This is a genomic window from Pseudomonas sp. 2FE, from assembly GCF_005503735.1.
GTDB lineage: Bacteria > Pseudomonadota > Gammaproteobacteria > Pseudomonadales > Pseudomonadaceae > Aquipseudomonas.
The window spans coordinates 116,468-132,877 of sequence record NZ_SCMO01000013.1 but is presented as its reverse complement, the minus strand read 5'-3'; the positions used below and the strand labels follow the sequence as shown (position 1 = coordinate 132,877).

General features: G+C 57.1%; 12 protein-coding genes and 4 tRNA genes. All 16 read left to right on the top strand.

The window, feature by feature from the left end; translation table 11 throughout:
- The first annotated feature begins 262 nt into the window (after positions 1-262).
- A complete protein-coding gene (gene birA, locus FFS12_RS17455) occupies positions 263-1,225 on the top strand; it encodes a bifunctional biotin--[acetyl-CoA-carboxylase] ligase/biotin operon repressor BirA (protein WP_137888655.1) in 963 nt (320 codons plus the stop codon).
- On the top strand, positions 1,215-1,964 hold the full coding sequence (locus tag FFS12_RS17450; RefSeq protein ID WP_137888653.1) for a pantothenate kinase: 750 nt from the start codon (positions 1,215-1,217) through the stop codon (positions 1,962-1,964). Before birA ends, FFS12_RS17450 begins: the two co-directional genes overlap by 11 nt.
- Before the next feature lie 7 nt (positions 1,965-1,971).
- A complete protein-coding gene (locus tag FFS12_RS17445; protein ID WP_137888651.1) occupies positions 1,972-2,652 on the top strand; it encodes an SPOR domain-containing protein in 681 nt (226 codons plus the stop codon).
- Between the two features lie 141 nt (positions 2,653-2,793).
- A tRNA-Tyr gene (locus tag FFS12_RS17440) sits at positions 2,794-2,877 on the top strand.
- A gap of 24 nt (positions 2,878-2,901) precedes the next feature.
- Positions 2,902-2,975: transfer RNA gene (locus tag FFS12_RS17435), tRNA-Gly, on the top strand.
- Positions 2,976-3,000: 25 nt separating this feature from the next.
- Positions 3,001-3,076 (top strand) — tRNA-Thr (locus tag FFS12_RS17430).
- Between the two features lie 84 nt (positions 3,077-3,160).
- Positions 3,161-4,354 (top strand): elongation factor Tu, encoded by a 1,194-nt coding sequence (gene tuf, locus FFS12_RS17425; protein WP_137888635.1) that lies wholly within the window; start codon positions 3,161-3,163, stop codon positions 4,352-4,354.
- A 52-nt stretch (positions 4,355-4,406) separates the two neighbouring features.
- Positions 4,407-4,482: transfer RNA gene (locus FFS12_RS17420), tRNA-Trp, on the top strand.
- 49 nt (positions 4,483-4,531) lie between these two features.
- The gene (gene secE / locus FFS12_RS17415) at positions 4,532-4,900 is read left to right on the top strand and encodes a preprotein translocase subunit SecE (RefSeq protein WP_137888649.1); all 369 of its coding nucleotides are present in this window, start codon (positions 4,532-4,534) and stop codon (positions 4,898-4,900) included.
- Between the two features lie 9 nt (positions 4,901-4,909).
- Complete coding sequence (nusG, locus tag FFS12_RS17410) at positions 4,910-5,443, top strand: transcription termination/antitermination protein NusG (RefSeq protein WP_137888647.1); 534 nt, start codon at positions 4,910-4,912, stop codon at positions 5,441-5,443.
- 116 nt (positions 5,444-5,559) lie between these two features.
- Positions 5,560-5,991: a 50S ribosomal protein L11 gene (rplK, locus tag FFS12_RS17405; protein ID WP_137820685.1), complete on the top strand. Its 432-nt coding sequence runs from the start codon at positions 5,560-5,562 to the stop codon at positions 5,989-5,991.
- Complete coding sequence (rplA, locus tag FFS12_RS17400; protein WP_137888645.1) at positions 5,991-6,686, top strand: 50S ribosomal protein L1; 696 nt, start codon at positions 5,991-5,993, stop codon at positions 6,684-6,686. The genes rplK and rplA overlap by 1 nt, the downstream gene beginning before the upstream one ends.
- Before the next feature lie 213 nt (positions 6,687-6,899).
- Complete coding sequence (rplJ, locus tag FFS12_RS17395) at positions 6,900-7,400, top strand: 50S ribosomal protein L10 (RefSeq protein WP_137888643.1); 501 nt, start codon at positions 6,900-6,902, stop codon at positions 7,398-7,400.
- 78 nt (positions 7,401-7,478) lie between these two features.
- Positions 7,479-7,841, top strand: a complete 363-nt coding sequence (gene rplL / locus FFS12_RS17390; protein WP_137888641.1) for a 50S ribosomal protein L7/L12 — start codon at positions 7,479-7,481, stop codon at positions 7,839-7,841.
- A 223-nt stretch (positions 7,842-8,064) separates the two neighbouring features.
- Entirely contained in the window at positions 8,065-12,138 is a 4,074-nt protein-coding gene (gene rpoB / locus FFS12_RS17385) for a DNA-directed RNA polymerase subunit beta (protein ID WP_137888639.1), read from the top strand.
- A gap of 64 nt (positions 12,139-12,202) precedes the next feature.
- Positions 12,203-16,396: a DNA-directed RNA polymerase subunit beta' gene (gene rpoC / locus FFS12_RS17380; protein WP_137888637.1), complete on the top strand. Its 4,194-nt coding sequence runs from the start codon at positions 12,203-12,205 to the stop codon at positions 16,394-16,396.
- Positions 16,397-16,410 lie beyond the last annotated feature (14 nt).

Genomic DNA, 16,410 nt, shown 5'->3' with positions numbered 1-16,410 from the left:
GAAACGACGCATCGCCGATGGTAGTGTGGGGTCTCCCCATGTGAGAGTAGGTCATCGTCAAGCTTAAATTCCAAACCCCTCACTCGCGCAAGCGAGTGGGGGGTTTGTCTTTGCGCGCCGAAAAACCAGCGACGGCGCGCGGTCGGGCTCACCACGGCGTTAGCCTGAAACTGCTCGGGTCGATAAAGTCCAAGTAGGAGCTTTCTATGCAATCGAGATGCGCGCCGATATGATGCCACCCTCGTTGTGAGGTGATATCCGCATGCTGACGTTGTTGAGGCTCTTGCAGGATGGGCGCTTTCATTCTGGACAAGCGCTTGGGGCTGCTCTTGGGATCAGTCGAAGTGCTGTGTGGAAGCAATTGCAGCAATTAGAAGCTGAATTGAGCTTGCCTGTTCATAAGGTGCGTGGCCGAGGTTATCGGTTAGCTAGCCCATTAGTGTTGCTGGATGCGGAGCGCTTGGCTGTGCTCGGTGGAGCACCGGCCTGGCCATCGTTCCTTGTTGAGTCGATTGACTCCACAAATGCTGAGGCGTTGAGGTGTTTGGAGCGTGGAGCGCAAGCGCCATTCTTCGTTTTGGCGGAGCGTCAAACAGCTGGGCGTGGTCGTCGAGGGCGCAAGTGGGTGAGTCCGTTTGCGGAGAATCTTTATTACAGCCTGGTATTGCGTGTCGAGGGTGGTGCTCGCCAGCTCGAGGGGCTTAGCCTGGTTGTTGGCCTTGCTGTGATGCAGGTGCTGCGGAGTGCGGGTGTGGCCGATGTTGGCCTGAAGTGGCCAAATGATCTTCTTGTATCGGGCCGCAAGATCGCAGGGATCCTGTTGGAGTTGTCTGGTGATCCGGCGGATGTTTGTCACGTGGTCATAGGCATTGGGGTCAATGTGAACATGCGGGCTATCGATGAAGGTATTGGTCAGCCTTGGACCTCGATGCGAATTGAGATTGGTGAGTTGATAGATCGTAATGTATTGGCCTGTCAGTTAAACGAACGCTTGCATGATTACCTGGCGAGGCATCGTGAGCAGGGCTTTGTGGGGTTGCAGGCTGAATGGGAGGCTGCCCACCTGTGGCAAGGGCGTTCAGTCGTTCTGACGGCAGGGGCGCAGCGGATTGAGGGTGTTGTGTTGGGTATTGACCGGCAGGGTGCTCTGCGATTGCGGGTGGATGGTATTGAGCGGCAATACAGTGGTGGTGAGCTCAGTTTGAGGTTGCGCGATGATTCTTGAGCTCGACTGCGGCAATAGCTTTATTAAGTGGCGTGTGCTGGTGGGCGCCGGTTCGGTTGTGCTGTCTGGTGGCGTCGTCGATTCGGCTGAACAGCTGCTTTCGGTGCTGCAACTTATCCCTGGTCTGGCATTGCAGCATTGTCGCCTGGTCAGTGTGCGTAGTGATGATGAGACGGCACAGCTCGTAGATCTTCTGGCGCAGCGGTTTGGGATTGCTTCTTGCCGTGCGCGCTCCGCCGCTGTGGCCGCTGGAGTGCGCAATGGCTACAGCGACTATGAGCGGCTTGGTTTGGATCGCTGGTTGGCGGTATTAGGTGCTTATCATCTGGCTGGCAGAGCATGTCTAGTCTTGGACTTGGGTACGGCGGTTACTTCTGATTTCGTGGCTGCCGATGGCGAGCATCTGGGCGGTTTCATTTGTCCTGGGGTGCCGTTAATGCGCAATCAACTGAGAACGCATACTCGGCGTATTCGTTACGATGATGTAGCTGCCGAGCAGGCCCTTCATGCGTTGACGCCGGGGCGCTCGACTGTTGAGGCGGTTGAGCGCGGTTGCTCGTTAATGCTGCGTGGTTTTGTTCATACGCAGCTTGAACTGGCTAAAGAATACTGGGGGGAAGATTTCCAGGTGTTCCTGACGGGGGGGGATGCTCTGCTGGTGAAGGAGATTCTGCCTTCTGCGCGCGTGATGCCGGATCTGATTTTTATTGGTTTGGCAATTGTCTGTCCGTTGTCCTGAGGTTTTTATGCGCTGGCTATTTCTTCTGTTGCTGGTACTCAATCTTTTCTATTACGTCTGGCACCAGCAGCAGGCACCCTTGCGTGCGAAGGAAGTGGCCCCACTCTCTCTGTATCAGGGGGCGCGGCAGGATATTCGCCTGCTCAGTGAGTCGGACGGGGCTCAGGTTCGTCGCGAGCCGTCGGGCGGAGTTGCGGCGGGGGGCTCCGAGGTCTGTCTCTTTCTTGGTGGGTTTGAGCAGGAGGATGCCGCTCAAGTGGTAGAGCAACGCCTGCTCAGTCTGGATATTCAATCACAGGTAAAGGCTGTTGATGCACCGGCGGGACTGGACTACTGGGTCTACCTGGCGCCTCTTGCCTCTCGGCAGGCTTCGCTGCGTCAACTAAAAGAGTTGCAGGCGCGGAAAATCGACAGCTACATCATTACCCAGGGGGATTTGTCCAATGGCATTTCGTTGGGGATCTTTCCGCGCGGCGAGTCTGCAGAAAGTGTCATGCAGCGCCTGCGTGAGGCGGGGTATGAGCCGATGATGCGTGAGTTATCGCGAGCTCACCGTGATTTCTGGGTGCGCATTGCGCCTCAGAGTCGGCGGCTTGCCGATGACGCGCTGCTGCGGACTTTGGCGCAGGACTTCAATGGGTTGCAGCATCAATTAATGCCTTGCGAAAGCGTTGCAACGCCTCGTTAGTTTGAATAGAATGGCGCCCGCTTTGCAGGGTTGCTTTCTAAGTGAGTCTGAAAAGTTGCTGTCAATGAAGCTAACCTCAAGTTTTTTATGAGGAAATGCTTGACAGTGGGATGGCATGCTACGAAAATGCCGCCTCACTTTGGAGGGGTTCCCGAGTGGCCAAAGGGATCAGACTGTAAATCTGACACGCGAGTTTCGAAGGTTCGAATCCTTCCCCCTCCACCAAATTAAGCGTGAGCTGCAAGCTCCGCGGGTATAGTTCAACGGTAGAACCTCAGCCTTCCAAGCTGATGGTGCGGGTTCGATTCCCGCTACCCGCTCCAAGTTTGTTGTTTGTGCAAAGTGTTCGCTCATGTAGCTCAGCTGGTAGAGCACACCCTTGGTAAGGGTGAGGTCAGCGGTTCGATTCCGCTCATGAGCTCCATTATTAAGAAGGCAGATATGCAGATATCTGCCTTTGTTTTAATGGTGGCGTGACTAGCTCAATTTATCGATGGGAGACGGTCTGATGGCTAAAGAAAAGTTTGAACGGAAGAAGCCGCACCTCAACGTCGGCACTATTGGTCACGTTGACCATGGTAAAACGACTCTGACTGCTGCTCTGACCAAGGTCTGCGCTGAAGCCTTCGGTGGTTCCGCGCGTGACTTCGCCCAGATCGATAACGCTCCGGAAGAAAAGGCTCGTGGTATCACGATCAACACTTCCCACGTTGAATACGATTCGGCTGTCCGTCACTACGCACACGTAGACTGCCCGGGCCACGCTGACTATGTGAAAAACATGATCACTGGTGCTGCGCAGATGGATGGCGCGATCCTGGTTTGCTCCGCTGCTGACGGCCCGATGCCGCAGACTCGCGAGCACATCCTGCTGTCCCGTCAGGTAGGTGTTCCGTACATCGTGGTCTTCCTGAACAAGGCTGACATGGTGGACGACGCTGAGCTGCTGGAACTGGTTGAGATGGAAGTGCGCGATCTGTTGAGCACTTACGACTTCCCGGGCGACGACACGCCGATCATTATCGGTTCCGCGCTGATGGCGTTGAACGGTCAAGACGATAACGAAATGGGTACCTCTGCCGTGCGCAAGCTGGTTGAGACTCTGGACAGCTACATCCCGGAGCCTGAGCGCGCCATCGACAAGCCGTTCCTGATGCCAATCGAAGACGTGTTCTCCATCTCCGGTCGCGGCACCGTGGTAACCGGCCGTGTCGAGCGTGGCATCGTCAAGATTCAGGAAGAAGTGGAAATTGTCGGTATCCGTGATACCACCAAGACCATCTGCACCGGCGTTGAGATGTTCCGCAAGCTGCTGGACGAAGGCCGTGCTGGTGAGAACGTCGGCGTACTGCTGCGTGGCACCAAGCGTGACGACGTCGAGCGTGGTCAGGTATTGGCCAAGCCGGGCACCATCAAGCCGCACACCAAGTTCGAAGGCGAAGTGTACATTCTGAGCAAGGAAGAAGGCGGCCGTCATACTCCGTTCTTCAAAGGCTACCGTCCGCAGTTCTACTTCCGTACGACTGACGTGACCGGTAACTGCGAGCTGCCAGAAGGCGTTGAAATGGTAATGCCGGGCGACAACATCAAAATGGTTGTCACCCTGATTGCTCCGATCGCGATGGAAGACGGTCTGCGTTTTGCCATCCGTGAAGGCGGTCGTACCGTTGGCGCTGGTGTAGTTGCCAAAATCATCGAGTAATCGTTGATCTGCCCTCATCAGGCCGGCATAATGGTCGGCCTGATTTTGTTTTAGGTCAGTAGCTCAATTGGCAGAGCGACGGTCTCCAAAACCGTAGGTTGGGGGTTCGATTCCCTCCTGACCTGCCAGTTTTACACAGTAGTTAAAACTGGCACGTCTTTCACAGGATCCTCGTAAATGACTGTTAAGGCTGAAGCCAAAGATTCTCGCTTTGATCCGCTTAAGTGGCTTTTGGTTGCCGCTTTGGTGGTGGTTGGCGTGGTCGGCAATCAGTTCTTCTCTGGTGAGCCGATTCTGTATCGTGTCCTGGGTTTGTTGGCGCTCGCGGCTGTTGCTGCGTTCGTAGCGCTGAAAACCACTAAAGGGCAAGCATTCTTCGGGCTGGCAAAAGAAGCTCGTGTTGAAATCCGTAAAGTCGTTTGGCCGACTCGCCAGGAAACCACGCAAACCACGTTGATTGTCGTGGCTGTTGTGTTGGTGATGGCGTTGTTGCTGTGGGGGCTCGACTCCCTGCTGGGCTGGCTTGTTTCCTTGATTGTTGGTTGAAGGTGTCCCGTGGCTAAGCGTTGGTACGTTGTGCATGCTTACTCGGGTTACGAGAAGCATGTCATGCGCTCCTTGATTGAGCGCGTCAAGCTGGCCGGGATGGAAGATGGGTTCGGCGATATTCTGGTCCCCACTGAAGAAGTGGTGGAGATGCGTAATGGCCAGAAGCGCAAAAGCGAACGCAAATTCTTTCCGGGCTATGTTCTGGTGCAGATGGACATGAGCGAAGGTACTTGGCACTTGGTCAAGGATACTCCTCGAGTCATGGGCTTCATCGGTGGTACTGCCGACAAGCCTGCGCCTATCACTGATAAAGAGGCTGATGCAATTCTGCGTCGCGTTGCTGATGGTAGCGACAAGCCGAAGCCGAAAACACTGTTCGAGCCGGGTGAGATGGTCCGTGTTGTTGACGGTCCTTTCGCTGACTTCAGTGGTGTGGTCGAAGAAGTGAATTATGAAAAAAGCCGGATTCAGGTTGCTGTGACCATCTTTGGTCGCTCTACCCCGGTTGAATTGGAGTTCAGCCAGGTCGAGAAGGCATAGCTGACAAGGCGTCCCGTACCCCGCAGTCCTAGGCTGTGGGGTTTTGTCGTCACTGGGATAAACACGCAAGTAACCGGGGAGCCGCAAGGCGCTAGAACCCGTAATTGGAGTAGCTCATGGCTAAGAAGATAACGGCTTATATCAAGCTGCAAGTAAAGGCTGCACAGGCCAACCCGAGTCCGCCCGTTGGTCCGGCTCTGGGTCAGCATGGTGTGAACATCATGGAATTCTGCAAGGCGTTCAACGCCAAGACTCAGGGCATGGAACCTGGTCTGCCGACTCCAGTGATCATCACCGTTTACAGCGATCGCAGCTTCACTTTTGAAACCAAAAGCACCCCGGCTTCAGTGCTGCTGAAGAAGGCTGCTGGCTTGACTAGCGGTTCCGCGCGCCCGAATACCGTCAAGGTAGGCACCGTGACCCGTGCTCAGCTCGAAGAGATCGCCAAGACCAAGAATGCCGATCTGACTGCAGCTGATATGGATGCGGCCGTGCGTACTATCGCAGGTTCCGCTCGCAGCATGGGCCTCAACGTGGAGGGTGTGTAATGGCTAAGTTGACCAAGCGCCAAAAAGCTATCGCCGAAAAAATCGTGCCGGGCAAGGCTTATGGTTTTGAAGAGGCGGCAAACCTGCTCAGCGAGCTGTCCACCGTCAAGTTCGCCGAGTCGGTTGATATCGCTGTGAACCTCGGCGTCGACCCGCGTAAATCCGACCAGGTCGTACGTAGCGCTACCGTGCTGCCGCACGGCACTGGCAAGACCGTTCGCGTTGCCGTGTTCACCCAAGGCCCGGCTGCTGAAGCTGCCCTGGCTGCCGGCGCTGACCGCGTTGGCATGGACGAGCTGGCTGCTGAAATGAAAGCCGGCGATCTGAACTACGACGTTGTCATTGCCTCCCCGGACGCAATGCGTGTCGTCGGTCAGCTGGGTCAGATCCTCGGCCCGCGCGGCCTGATGCCTAACCCGAAAGTCGGCACCGTAACTCCAGACGTAGCTACCGCGGTGAAAAACGCGAAAGCTGGCCAGGTTCGTTATCGCACCGACAAGAACGGCATCATCCACACCTCCGTTGGCAAAGTCGGTTTCGACGCCGTCAAGCTGAAGGAAAACGTTGAAGCCCTGATCGCTGATCTGAAGCGCATCAAGCCTGCTTCCTCGAAAGGTATCTACGTTAAGCGCGTGACCCTGAGCACCACCATGGGTCCAGGCCTGGTCATCGACCAAGGTTCGCTCGACGCTTAAGCTGTTGTTGTAAACAAATAGGGGTTGGCGGGAGATATCTCGCCAGCCTGCAAAATTGGGGTCCCTGCCTGGCGGGGGCTATCCAAGACCGTAGGCGACGCAAGTCTTAAACCTCAAGCCTACGCAGATGGTGCTCCCGATTCCTTACCGAATCAGACACCAAACGACATCCGACCTCGGTTGGATGAAACGGTAACAAGCAGGAGTTAACCCGTGGCAATTAAACTCGAAGACAAGAAGGCCATCGTCGCTGAAGTCAACGAGGCTGCCAAAGCCGCTCTGTCCGCTGTCGTGGCTGATGCCCGTGGTGTGACAGTAAGCGCAATGACCGGACTCCGTAAAGAGGCCCGCGAAGCTGGTGTATACGTGCGTGTCGTACGTAACACCCTGCTGCGTCGCGCCGTTGAAGGCACTCAATATGACGTGCTCAACGACGTGTTCAAAGGCCCGACCCTGATTGCGTTCTCCACTGAACACGCTGGCGCTGCTGCCCGTCTGTTCAAGGAATTCGCCAAGGGTCAGGACAAGTTCGAGATTAAGGCAGCTGCGTTCGAGGGCAAGTTCCTCGCAGCTAACCAGATCGACGTACTGGCAACTCTGCCGACCTACGACGAAGCCATTTCCCAGCTGATGAGCGTGATTCAAGGCGCTACCAGCAAGTTGGCTCGTACTTTGGCGGCCGTTCGCGACCAGAAAGAAGCTGCCGCCGCTTAAGGCTAAGCAAGTTCTTTCAAGTTTATTTGTTTATTTCGATGGCCGCGAAGGCTGTCCCCCAATACAGGAATTTGAGTCATGGCTCTGTCTAACGAAGACATCATCGAAGCAATCGGCCAGAAAAGCGTTCTGGAAGTTGTTGAACTGATCAAAGCAATGGAAGAAAAGTTCGGCGTTACCGCTGCTGCTGCTTCCGCAGGCCCAGCTGCCGCTGCCGCCGTTGTTGAAGAACAAACCGAGTTCAACGTTAAGCTGATCGAAGCTGGCGAGAAGAAAGTCAACGTGATCAAGATCGTTCGCGAGCTGACCGGTCTGGGCCTGAAAGAAGCCAAGGCTGTGGTTGATGACCTCGGCATGGTGAAAGAAGGCGTGTCGAAAGACGAAGCTGAAGCTGCCAAGAAAGCCCTGGAAGAAGCAGGCGCCAAAGTCGAGCTCAAGTAAGCGACGACCTTGCGTCTACAGCCCAAGCGTTAAGCGAAAGGCTGATGGCTGGTGGCTTTTGCCACCGGCCTTTTTCCGTTATAGGCCGCCTGCCTCGGTGGGTGGTCTTTAACCGAAGTGCTACCCACCCTGTGCGGTGGCGCAAACCATGGGTTTGCAAGATTTTCTGGCTGCTCCCGTCGGGAGGAGCCAAATAAGCAGGTGACCAAGCTGGGGAACGCTGATGGCTTACTCATATACTGAGAAAAAACGTATCCGCAAGGACTTTAGCAAGTTGCCGGATGTCATGGATGTGCCGTATCTCCTGGCCATTCAGCTGGATTCGTATCGCGAATTCCTGCAGGCGGGAGCGACGAAAGATCAGTTCCGCGACATCGGCCTGCATGCGGCCTTCAAGTCCGTTTTCCCGATTATCAGCTATTCCGGCAATGCTGCTCTGGAGTATGTCGGTTATCGCCTGGGCGAACCGGCATTTGACGTGAAAGAGTGCGTGCTGCGTGGCGTGACATTCGCCGTGCCGCTGCGGGTAAAAGTCCGTCTGATCATTTTCGATAAGGAATCGTCGAACAAAGCGATCAAGGACATTAAAGAGCAAGAAGTCTACATGGGGGAAATCCCCCTGATGACCGAGAACGGTACTTTCGTTATCAACGGTACCGAGCGTGTCATAGTTTCCCAGCTGCACCGTTCCCCGGGTGTGTTCTTCGACCACGACAAGGGCAAGACTCACAGCTCCGGCAAGCTGCTGTATTCCGCGCGGATCATTCCTTACCGCGGTTCCTGGCTCGATTTCGAATTCGATCCGAAGGATGCGGTATTCGTTCGTATCGACCGTCGCCGCAAGCTGCCGGCGTCCGTTCTGCTGCGCGCGCTGGGTTACACCACCGAACAGGTGCTCGACGCTTTCTATGCGACCAACGTATTCCACGTGAAGGGCGAGAGCCTGAGCTTGGAGCTGGTTCCGCAGCGTCTGCGTGGTGAAATTGCCGCCCTCGACATCAAAGACGAGAAGGGCAAGGTCATCGTTGAACAGGGCCGCCGCATTACCGCGCGCCACATCAATCAGTTGGATAAATCCGGCATCAAAGAGCTGGAAGTGCCGCTGGACTACGTGATCGGTCGCACGACTGCCAAGGCCATCGTGCATCCGGCCACCGGCGAGATTCTCGCCGAGTGCAATACCGAGCTGAACACTGAGATCCTGGCAAAAATTGCCAAGGCTCAGGTGGTGCGCATCGAGACGCTGTACACCAACGACATCGATTGCGGTCCGTTCATCTCCGATACTCTGAAAATCGACTCCACTACCAATCAGTTGGAGGCGCTGGTCGAGATCTACCGCATGATGCGTCCCGGCGAGCCGCCGACCAAGGATGCTGCCGAAACCCTGTTCAACAACCTGTTCTTCAGCGCCGAGCGTTACGATCTGTCCGCTGTCGGCCGGATGAAGTTCAACCGTCGTATCGGTCGTACCGAGATCGAAGGTTCTGGCGTGCTGAGCAAGGAAGATATCGTCGAAGTCCTCAAGACTCTGGTTGATATCCGTAACGGCAAAGGCATCGTCGACGACATCGACCACCTGGGTAACCGTCGTGTGCGTTGTGTTGGCGAGATGGCCGAGAACCAGTTCCGCGTTGGCCTGGTGCGTGTTGAGCGCGCGGTCAAAGAGCGTCTGTCGATGGCTGAAAGCGAAGGCCTGATGCCGCAAGACCTGATCAACGCCAAGCCGGTTGCGGCGGCGGTGAAAGAGTTCTTCGGTTCCAGCCAGCTCTCGCAGTTCATGGACCAGAACAACCCGCTGTCCGAGATCACCCACAAGCGCCGTGTTTCTGCGCTCGGCCCAGGCGGTCTGACTCGTGAACGTGCCGGCTTCGAAGTTCGTGACGTACACCCGACCCACTACGGCCGTGTGTGCCCGATTGAAACGCCGGAAGGTCCGAACATCGGTCTGATCAACTCCCTGGCGGCCTATGCTCGCACTAACCAGTACGGCTTCCTGGAAAGCCCGTACCGTGTAGTGAAAGACACCTTGGTCACTGACGAAATCGTCTTCCTCTCCGCTATCGAAGAGGCTGATCACGTTATCGCTCAGGCATCGGCAACGATGAACCAGAAGGGACAGTTGGTCGACGAGTTGGTAGCCGTACGTCACCTCAACGAGTTTACCGTCAAGGTGCCGGAAGACGTCACTCTCATGGACGTTTCACCGAAGCAGGTTGTGTCTGTCGCCGCTTCGTTGATCCCGTTCCTCGAGCACGACGACGCCAACCGTGCGTTGATGGGTTCGAACATGCAGCGTCAGGCGGTACCGACTCTGCGTTGCGATAAGCCGCTGGTCGGCACCGGAATGGAGCGTAACGTAGCGCGTGACTCTGGCGTATGCGTTGTGGCCCGTCGCGGCGGCGTGATCGACTCGGTCGATGCCAGTCGTATCGTGGTGCGTGTGGCGGATGATGAAGTTGAAACCGGCGAAGCCGGCGTCGACATCTACAACCTGACCAAATACACCCGTTCCAACCAGAACACCTGCATCAACCAGCGTCCGCTGGTGAGTAAAGGTGACAAGGTCGAGCGTAGCGACATCCTGGCTGACGGCCCGTCCACCGACATGGGTGAACTGGCTCTGGGTCAGAACATGCGCATCGCGTTCATGGCCTGGAACGGTTACAACTTCGAAGACTCCATCCTCCTTTCGGAGCGTGTGGTTCAGGAAGACCGTTTCACCACGATCCACATTCAGGAACTGACCTGTGTGGCGCGTGACACCAAGCTTGGACCAGAAGAGATCACTTCGGACATCCCGAACGTGGGCGAAGCGGCGCTGAACAAGCTGGACGAAGCCGGCATCGTTTACGTTGGTGCTGAAGTTGGCGCTGGCGACATCCTGGTCGGTAAGGTCACTCCGAAAGGCGAGACCCAGCTGACTCCGGAAGAGAAGCTGCTGCGCGCGATCTTCGGTGAGAAGGCGTCCGACGTTAAAGACACCTCCCTGCGTGTGCCGACTGGCACCAAAGGTACGGTCATCGACGTGCAGGTCTTCACCCGTGACGGCGTTGAGCGTGATGCTCGTGCTTTGTCGATCGAGAAGATGCAACTCGACGAGATCCGTAAGGACCTCAACGAAGAGTTCCGTATCGTTGAAGGCGCAACCTTCGAGCGTCTGCGTTCCGCCCTGGTTGGCAAGAAAGCCGAGGGTGGTGCCGGCCTGAAGAAAGGCGCCGAGATCACCGACGAGTTCCTCGACGGCCTCGAGCGAGGTCAGTGGTTCAAGCTGCGTATGGCTGAAGATGCTCTGAACGAGCAGCTTGAGAAGGCGCAGGCTTACATCATCGACCGTCGCCAGATGCTCGACGACAAGTTCGAAGACAAGAAGCGCAAGCTGCAACAGGGCGATGACCTGGCTCCGGGCGTACTGAAGATCGTCAAGGTCTACCTGGCAATCCGTCGCCGCATCCAGCCGGGTGACAAGATGGCCGGTCGTCACGGTAACAAGGGTGTGGTCTCGGTGATCATGCCGGTCGAAGATATGCCGCACGATGCCCATGGCACTCCGGTCGACATCGTCCTCAACCCGCTGGGCGTACCTTCGCGGATGAACGTCGGTCAGATCCTTGAAACCCACCTGGGCCTCGCGGCCAAAGGTCTGGGCGAGAAGATCAACCGCATGCTCGAAGAGCAGCGCAAGGTCGCCGACCTGCGTAAGTTCCTGCACCAGATCTACAACGAGATCGGTGGCCGTCAAGAAACTCTGGCAGACCTGTCTGACCAGGAAATTCTCGACCTGGCGAAGAACCTGCGTGGCGGCGTGCCGATGGCGACTCCGGTGTTCGACGGCGCCAAGGAAAGCGAAATCAAGGCCATGCTGAAACTGGCAGATCTGCCGGAAAGCGGCCAGATGCAGCTGTTCGATGGTCGTACCGGCAATAAGTTTGAGCGTCCGGTGACCGTTGGTTACATGTACATGCTGAAACTGAACCACCTGGTGGACGACAAGATGCACGCGCGTTCCACGGGTTCCTACAGCCTGGTTACCCAGCAGCCGCTGGGTGGTAAGGCGCAGTTCGGTGGTCAGCGCTTCGGGGAGATGGAGGTGTGGGCGTTGGAAGCCTACGGCGCCGCTTATACCCTGCAGGAAATGCTGACCGTTAAGTCGGATGACGTGAACGGCCGGACCAAGATGTACAAAAACATCGTGGACGGTGATCACCGTATGGAGCCGGGCATGCCCGAGTCCTTCAACGTGTTGATCAAAGAGATCCGTTCGCTCGGTATCGATATCGATCTGGAAACCGAATAACAGGTGACGCGCATCGGGAGCGGGGCTGTCTAGCCCGCTCCTTGCTCCGCCAGGAGGAAAGGCCTTGAAAGACCTACTGAATTTGCTGAAAAACCAGGGTCAAGTCGAAGAGTTCGATGCCATCCGTATTGGGTTGGCCTCGCCAGAGATGATCCGTTCGTGGTCGTTCGGTGAAGTTAAAAAGCCGGAAACCATTAACTACCGCACCTTTAAGCCAGAGCGTGATGGCCTGTTCTGCGCCAAGATCTTTGGCCCAGTCAAGGACTACGAGTGCCTGTGCGGTAAGTACAAGCGCCTCAAGCACCGCGGTGTGATCTGCGAGAAGTGCGGCGTTGAAGTGGCCTTGGCCAAAGTCCGTCGTGAGCGCATGGCGCACATCGAACTGGCATCGCCGGTTGCCCACATCTGGTTCCTCAAGTCGCTGCCGAGCCGTATCGGCCTGCTGCTGGACATGACCCTGCGGGATATCGAACGCGTTCTCTACTTCGAGAGCTATGTCGTTATCGATCCGGGCATGACTACCCTGGAAAAAGGCCAGCTGCTGAACGACGAGCAGTACTTCGAAGCCATCGAAGAGTTCGGTGATGACTTCGACGCTCGCATGGGGGCCGAGGCTGTGCGCGAGCTGCTCAGCGCTATCGATCTGGAGCACGAGACTGCCCGCCTGCGTGAAGAAATTCCGCAGACCAACTCGGAAACCAAGATCAAGAAGCTGTCCAAGCGCCTGAAGCTGATGGAAGCCTTCCAGGGTTCCGGCAACCATCCCGAGTGGATGGTGCTGACCGTTCTGCCGGTTCTGCCGCCAGATCTGCGTCCGTTGGTTCCGTTGGATGGCGGCCGTTTCGCGACCTCCGACCTGAACGATCTGTATCGTCGGGTGATCAACCGTAACAACCGTTTGAAGCGCCTGCTCGACCTGTCCGCGCCGGACATCATCGTGCGCAACGAAAAGCGCATGCTGCAGGAAGCGGTCGACGCCCTGCTCGACAACGGCCGTCGCGGTCGCGCTATCACCGGCTCGAACAAGCGTCCGCTGAAATCCTTGGCCGACATGATCAAGGGTAAGCAAGGTCGTTTCCGGCAGAACTTGCTCGGTAAGCGCGTGGACTACTCCGGTCGTTCGGTAATTACCGTCGGCCCGACCCTGCGCCTGCACCAGTGCGGTCTGCCGAAGAAGATGGCCCTCGAGCTGTTCAAACCGTTCATTTTCGGCAAGTTGGAAATGCGTGGCCTGGCCACCACCATCAAAGCCGCGAAGAAAATGGTCGAGCGCGAGCTGCCTGAGGTGTGGGACGTTCTCGCCGAAGTGATTCGCGAACACCCCGTCCTGCTCAACCGTGCCCCGACCCTTCACCGTCTGGGTATCCAGGCGTTTGAACCGGTGCTGATCGAAGGTAAAGCCATCCAGCTGCACCCGCTGGTCTGCGCCGCGTACAACGCCGACTTCGACGGTGACCAGATGGCCGTACACGTTCCGCTGACGCTGGAAGCCCAGCTGGAAGCGCGCGCGTTGATGATGTCGACCAACAACATCCTGTCGCCAGCCAACGGTGAGCCAATCATCGTGCCGTCGCAGGACGTGGTCTTGGGTCTGTACTACATGACCCGCGAAGCGATCAACGCCAAGGGCGAGGGCCGCGTATTCGCTGACCTGCAGGAAGTCGACCGCGTATTCCGCGGTGGCGAGGCAGCGCTGCACGCCAAGGTCAAAGTGCGCATCAACGAGGTCATCAAAGACCGCGATGGCAGCATCACCAAGAACACCCGTATTGTCGACACCACTGTCGGCCGTGCGCTGCTGTTCCAGGTGGTTCCGGAAGGCCTGTCGTATGACGTGGTCAACCTGCCGATGAAGAAGAAGGCGATCTCCAAGCTGATCAACCAGTGCTACCGCACCTGTGGCTTGAAAGACACCGTGATCTTCGCTGACCAGCTGATGTACACCGGCTTCGCCTACTCGACTATCTCCGGCGTTTCCATCGGCGTGAATGACTTCGTCATTCCGGATGAGAAGGCGCGCATCATCGATGCGGCCACCGAAGAAGTTAAGGAAATCGAAAGCCAGTACGCCTCCGGCCTGGTAACCCAGGGCGAGAAGTACAACAAGGTGATCGACCTGTGGTCCAAGGCCAACGACGAAGTGTCGAAGGCGATGATGGCGAACCTCTCGAAAGAGAAGGTGATCGACCGTCATGGCAAGGAAGTCGATCAGGAGTCCTTCAACTCCATGTACATGATGGCCGACTCGGGTGCGCGGGGTTCTGCTGCGCAGATCCGTCAGCTCGCCGGTATGCGGGGCCTGATGGCCAAGCCGGACGGCTCGATCATCGAGACGCCGATTACCGCGAACTTCCGTGAAGGTCTGAGCGTACTGCAGTACTTCATCTCCACGCACGGTGCGCGTAAAGGTTTGGCGGATACCGCACTGAAGACCGCGAACTCCGGTTACCTGACCCGTCGTCTGGTTGACGTGGCCCAGGATCTGGTAGTGACCGCGATCGATTGCGGTACCGAACACGGTCTGCTGATGACTCCGCACATCGAAGGCGGCGACGTGGTCGAGCCGCTGGGCGAGCGCGTATTGGGTCGAGTGATCGCCCGTGACGTGCTTAAGCCGGGCAGCGAAGAAATCCTGGTTCCGGCCGGTACTCTGGTGGATGAGCAGTGGGTTGAATTCATCGAGCTGAACAGCATCGACGAAGTGATAGTGCGTTCGCCGATCAGCTGTGAAACTCGCTACGGCATCTGCGCCAAGTGCTACGGTCGCGACCTGGCTCGCGGTCACCAGATCAACATCGGTGAAGCGGTCGGCGTAATCGCTGCTCAGTCGATTGGTGAGCCGGGTACCCAGCTGACCATGCGTACCTTCCACATCGGTGGTGCGGCCAGCCGGACCTCGGCTGCCGACAGCGTCCAGGTGAAGAACGGCGGTACCATCCGCCTGCATAACCTGAAACACGTCGAGCGTCTGGACGGCAACCTGGTGGCGGTATCCCGTTCCGGTGAGCTGGCGATTGCGGATGACTTCGGTCGTGAGCGCGAGCGTTACAAGCTGCCGTACGGTGCCGTGATTTCCGTCAAGGAAGGCGACAAGGTCGATGCCGGCGCGATCGTCGCCAAGTGGGATCCGCACACCCACCCGATCGTGACCGAAATGAAAGGTACCGTGACCTACGTGGGCATGGAAGAAGGCATCACCATCAAGCGTCAGACCGACGAATTGACCGGTATGACCAACATCGAAGTACTCGATGCCAAAGACCGTCCGGCTGCTGGCAAGGACATCCGTCCGGCCGTGAAGATGGTCGGTGTCGATGGCAAGGATCTGCTGTTGCCGGGTACCGACGTACCGGCCCAGTACTTCCTGCCGGCCAACGCCTTGGTCGGTGTGGCGGATGGTGTGCAAGTGGGTATCGGTGATGTTATCGCCCGTATCCCGCAAGAGACCTCAAAGACCCGCGACATCACCGGTGGTCTGCCGCGCGTTGCCGACCTGTTCGAGGCGCGTCGCCCGAAAGAGGCCTCGATTCTGGCTGAAGTCAGCGGCACCATTGCCTTCGGTAAAGAGACCAAGGGCAAGCGTCGTCTGGTCATCACGCCGAACGATGGTAGCGATCCGTACGAGGAGCTGATTCCGAAGTGGCGTCACCTGAACGTCTTCGAAGGCGAACAAGTGAATCGCGGCGAAGTGATCTCCGACGGCCCGAGCGACCCGCACGACATCTTGCGTTTGTTGGGTGTCAGCGCGCTGGCCAAGTACATCGTCAACGAGATCCAGGACGTTTACCGCCTGCAGGGCGTGAAGATCAACGACAAGCACATCGAGACCATCCTGCGTCAGATGCTGCGTAAAGTTGAGATCACCGAATCCGGTGATTCCAGCTTCATCAAGGGCGACCAGATGGAGTTGACTCACGTACTGGTCGAGAACGAGCGTTTGAGTGCAGATGATAAATTCATCTCCAGGTTCGACCGCGTTCTGCTGGGTATCACCAAGGCGTCGCTGTCCACCGAGTCGTTCATCTCTGCGGCCTCCTTCCAGGAGACCACCCGCGTCCTCACCGAGGCGGCGGTTACTGGCAAGCGTGACTTCCTGCGCGGCCTGAAAGAGAACGTGGTCGTGGGGCGTCTGATCCCGGCCGGTACTGGCTTGGCTTACCACAGTGAGCGCAAACGCAAGCGTGATGCCGGCAAGCCGGTTCAGGTGAGCGCGAGCGAGGCGGAAGCCCAGTTGTCCGAAGCGTTGAATAATCTGTAATTGAGCGTGGAGCC

What these genes read in the sequence shown, in the direction of transcription:
- birA (WP_137888655.1), top strand. Translation starts at nt 263, where the DNA reads ATGCTGACGTTGTTGAGGCTCTTGCAGGATGGGCGCTTTCATTCTGGA.
- secE (WP_137888649.1), top strand. Translation starts at nt 4,532, where the DNA reads ATGACTGTTAAGGCTGAAGCCAAAGATTCTCGCTTTGATCCGCTTAAG.
- rplK (WP_137820685.1), top strand. Translation starts at nt 5,560, where the DNA reads ATGGCTAAGAAGATAACGGCTTATATCAAGCTGCAAGTAAAGGCTGCA.
- rplL (WP_137888641.1), top strand. Translation starts at nt 7,479, where the DNA reads ATGGCTCTGTCTAACGAAGACATCATCGAAGCAATCGGCCAGAAAAGC.
- tuf (WP_137888635.1), top strand. Translation starts at nt 3,161, where the DNA reads ATGGCTAAAGAAAAGTTTGAACGGAAGAAGCCGCACCTCAACGTCGGC.
- FFS12_RS17445 (WP_137888651.1), top strand. Translation starts at nt 1,972, where the DNA reads ATGCGCTGGCTATTTCTTCTGTTGCTGGTACTCAATCTTTTCTATTAC.
- FFS12_RS17450 (WP_137888653.1), top strand. Translation starts at nt 1,215, where the DNA reads ATGATTCTTGAGCTCGACTGCGGCAATAGCTTTATTAAGTGGCGTGTG.
- rplA (WP_137888645.1), top strand. Translation starts at nt 5,991, where the DNA reads ATGGCTAAGTTGACCAAGCGCCAAAAAGCTATCGCCGAAAAAATCGTG.
- rpoB (WP_137888639.1), top strand. Translation starts at nt 8,065, where the DNA reads ATGGCTTACTCATATACTGAGAAAAAACGTATCCGCAAGGACTTTAGC.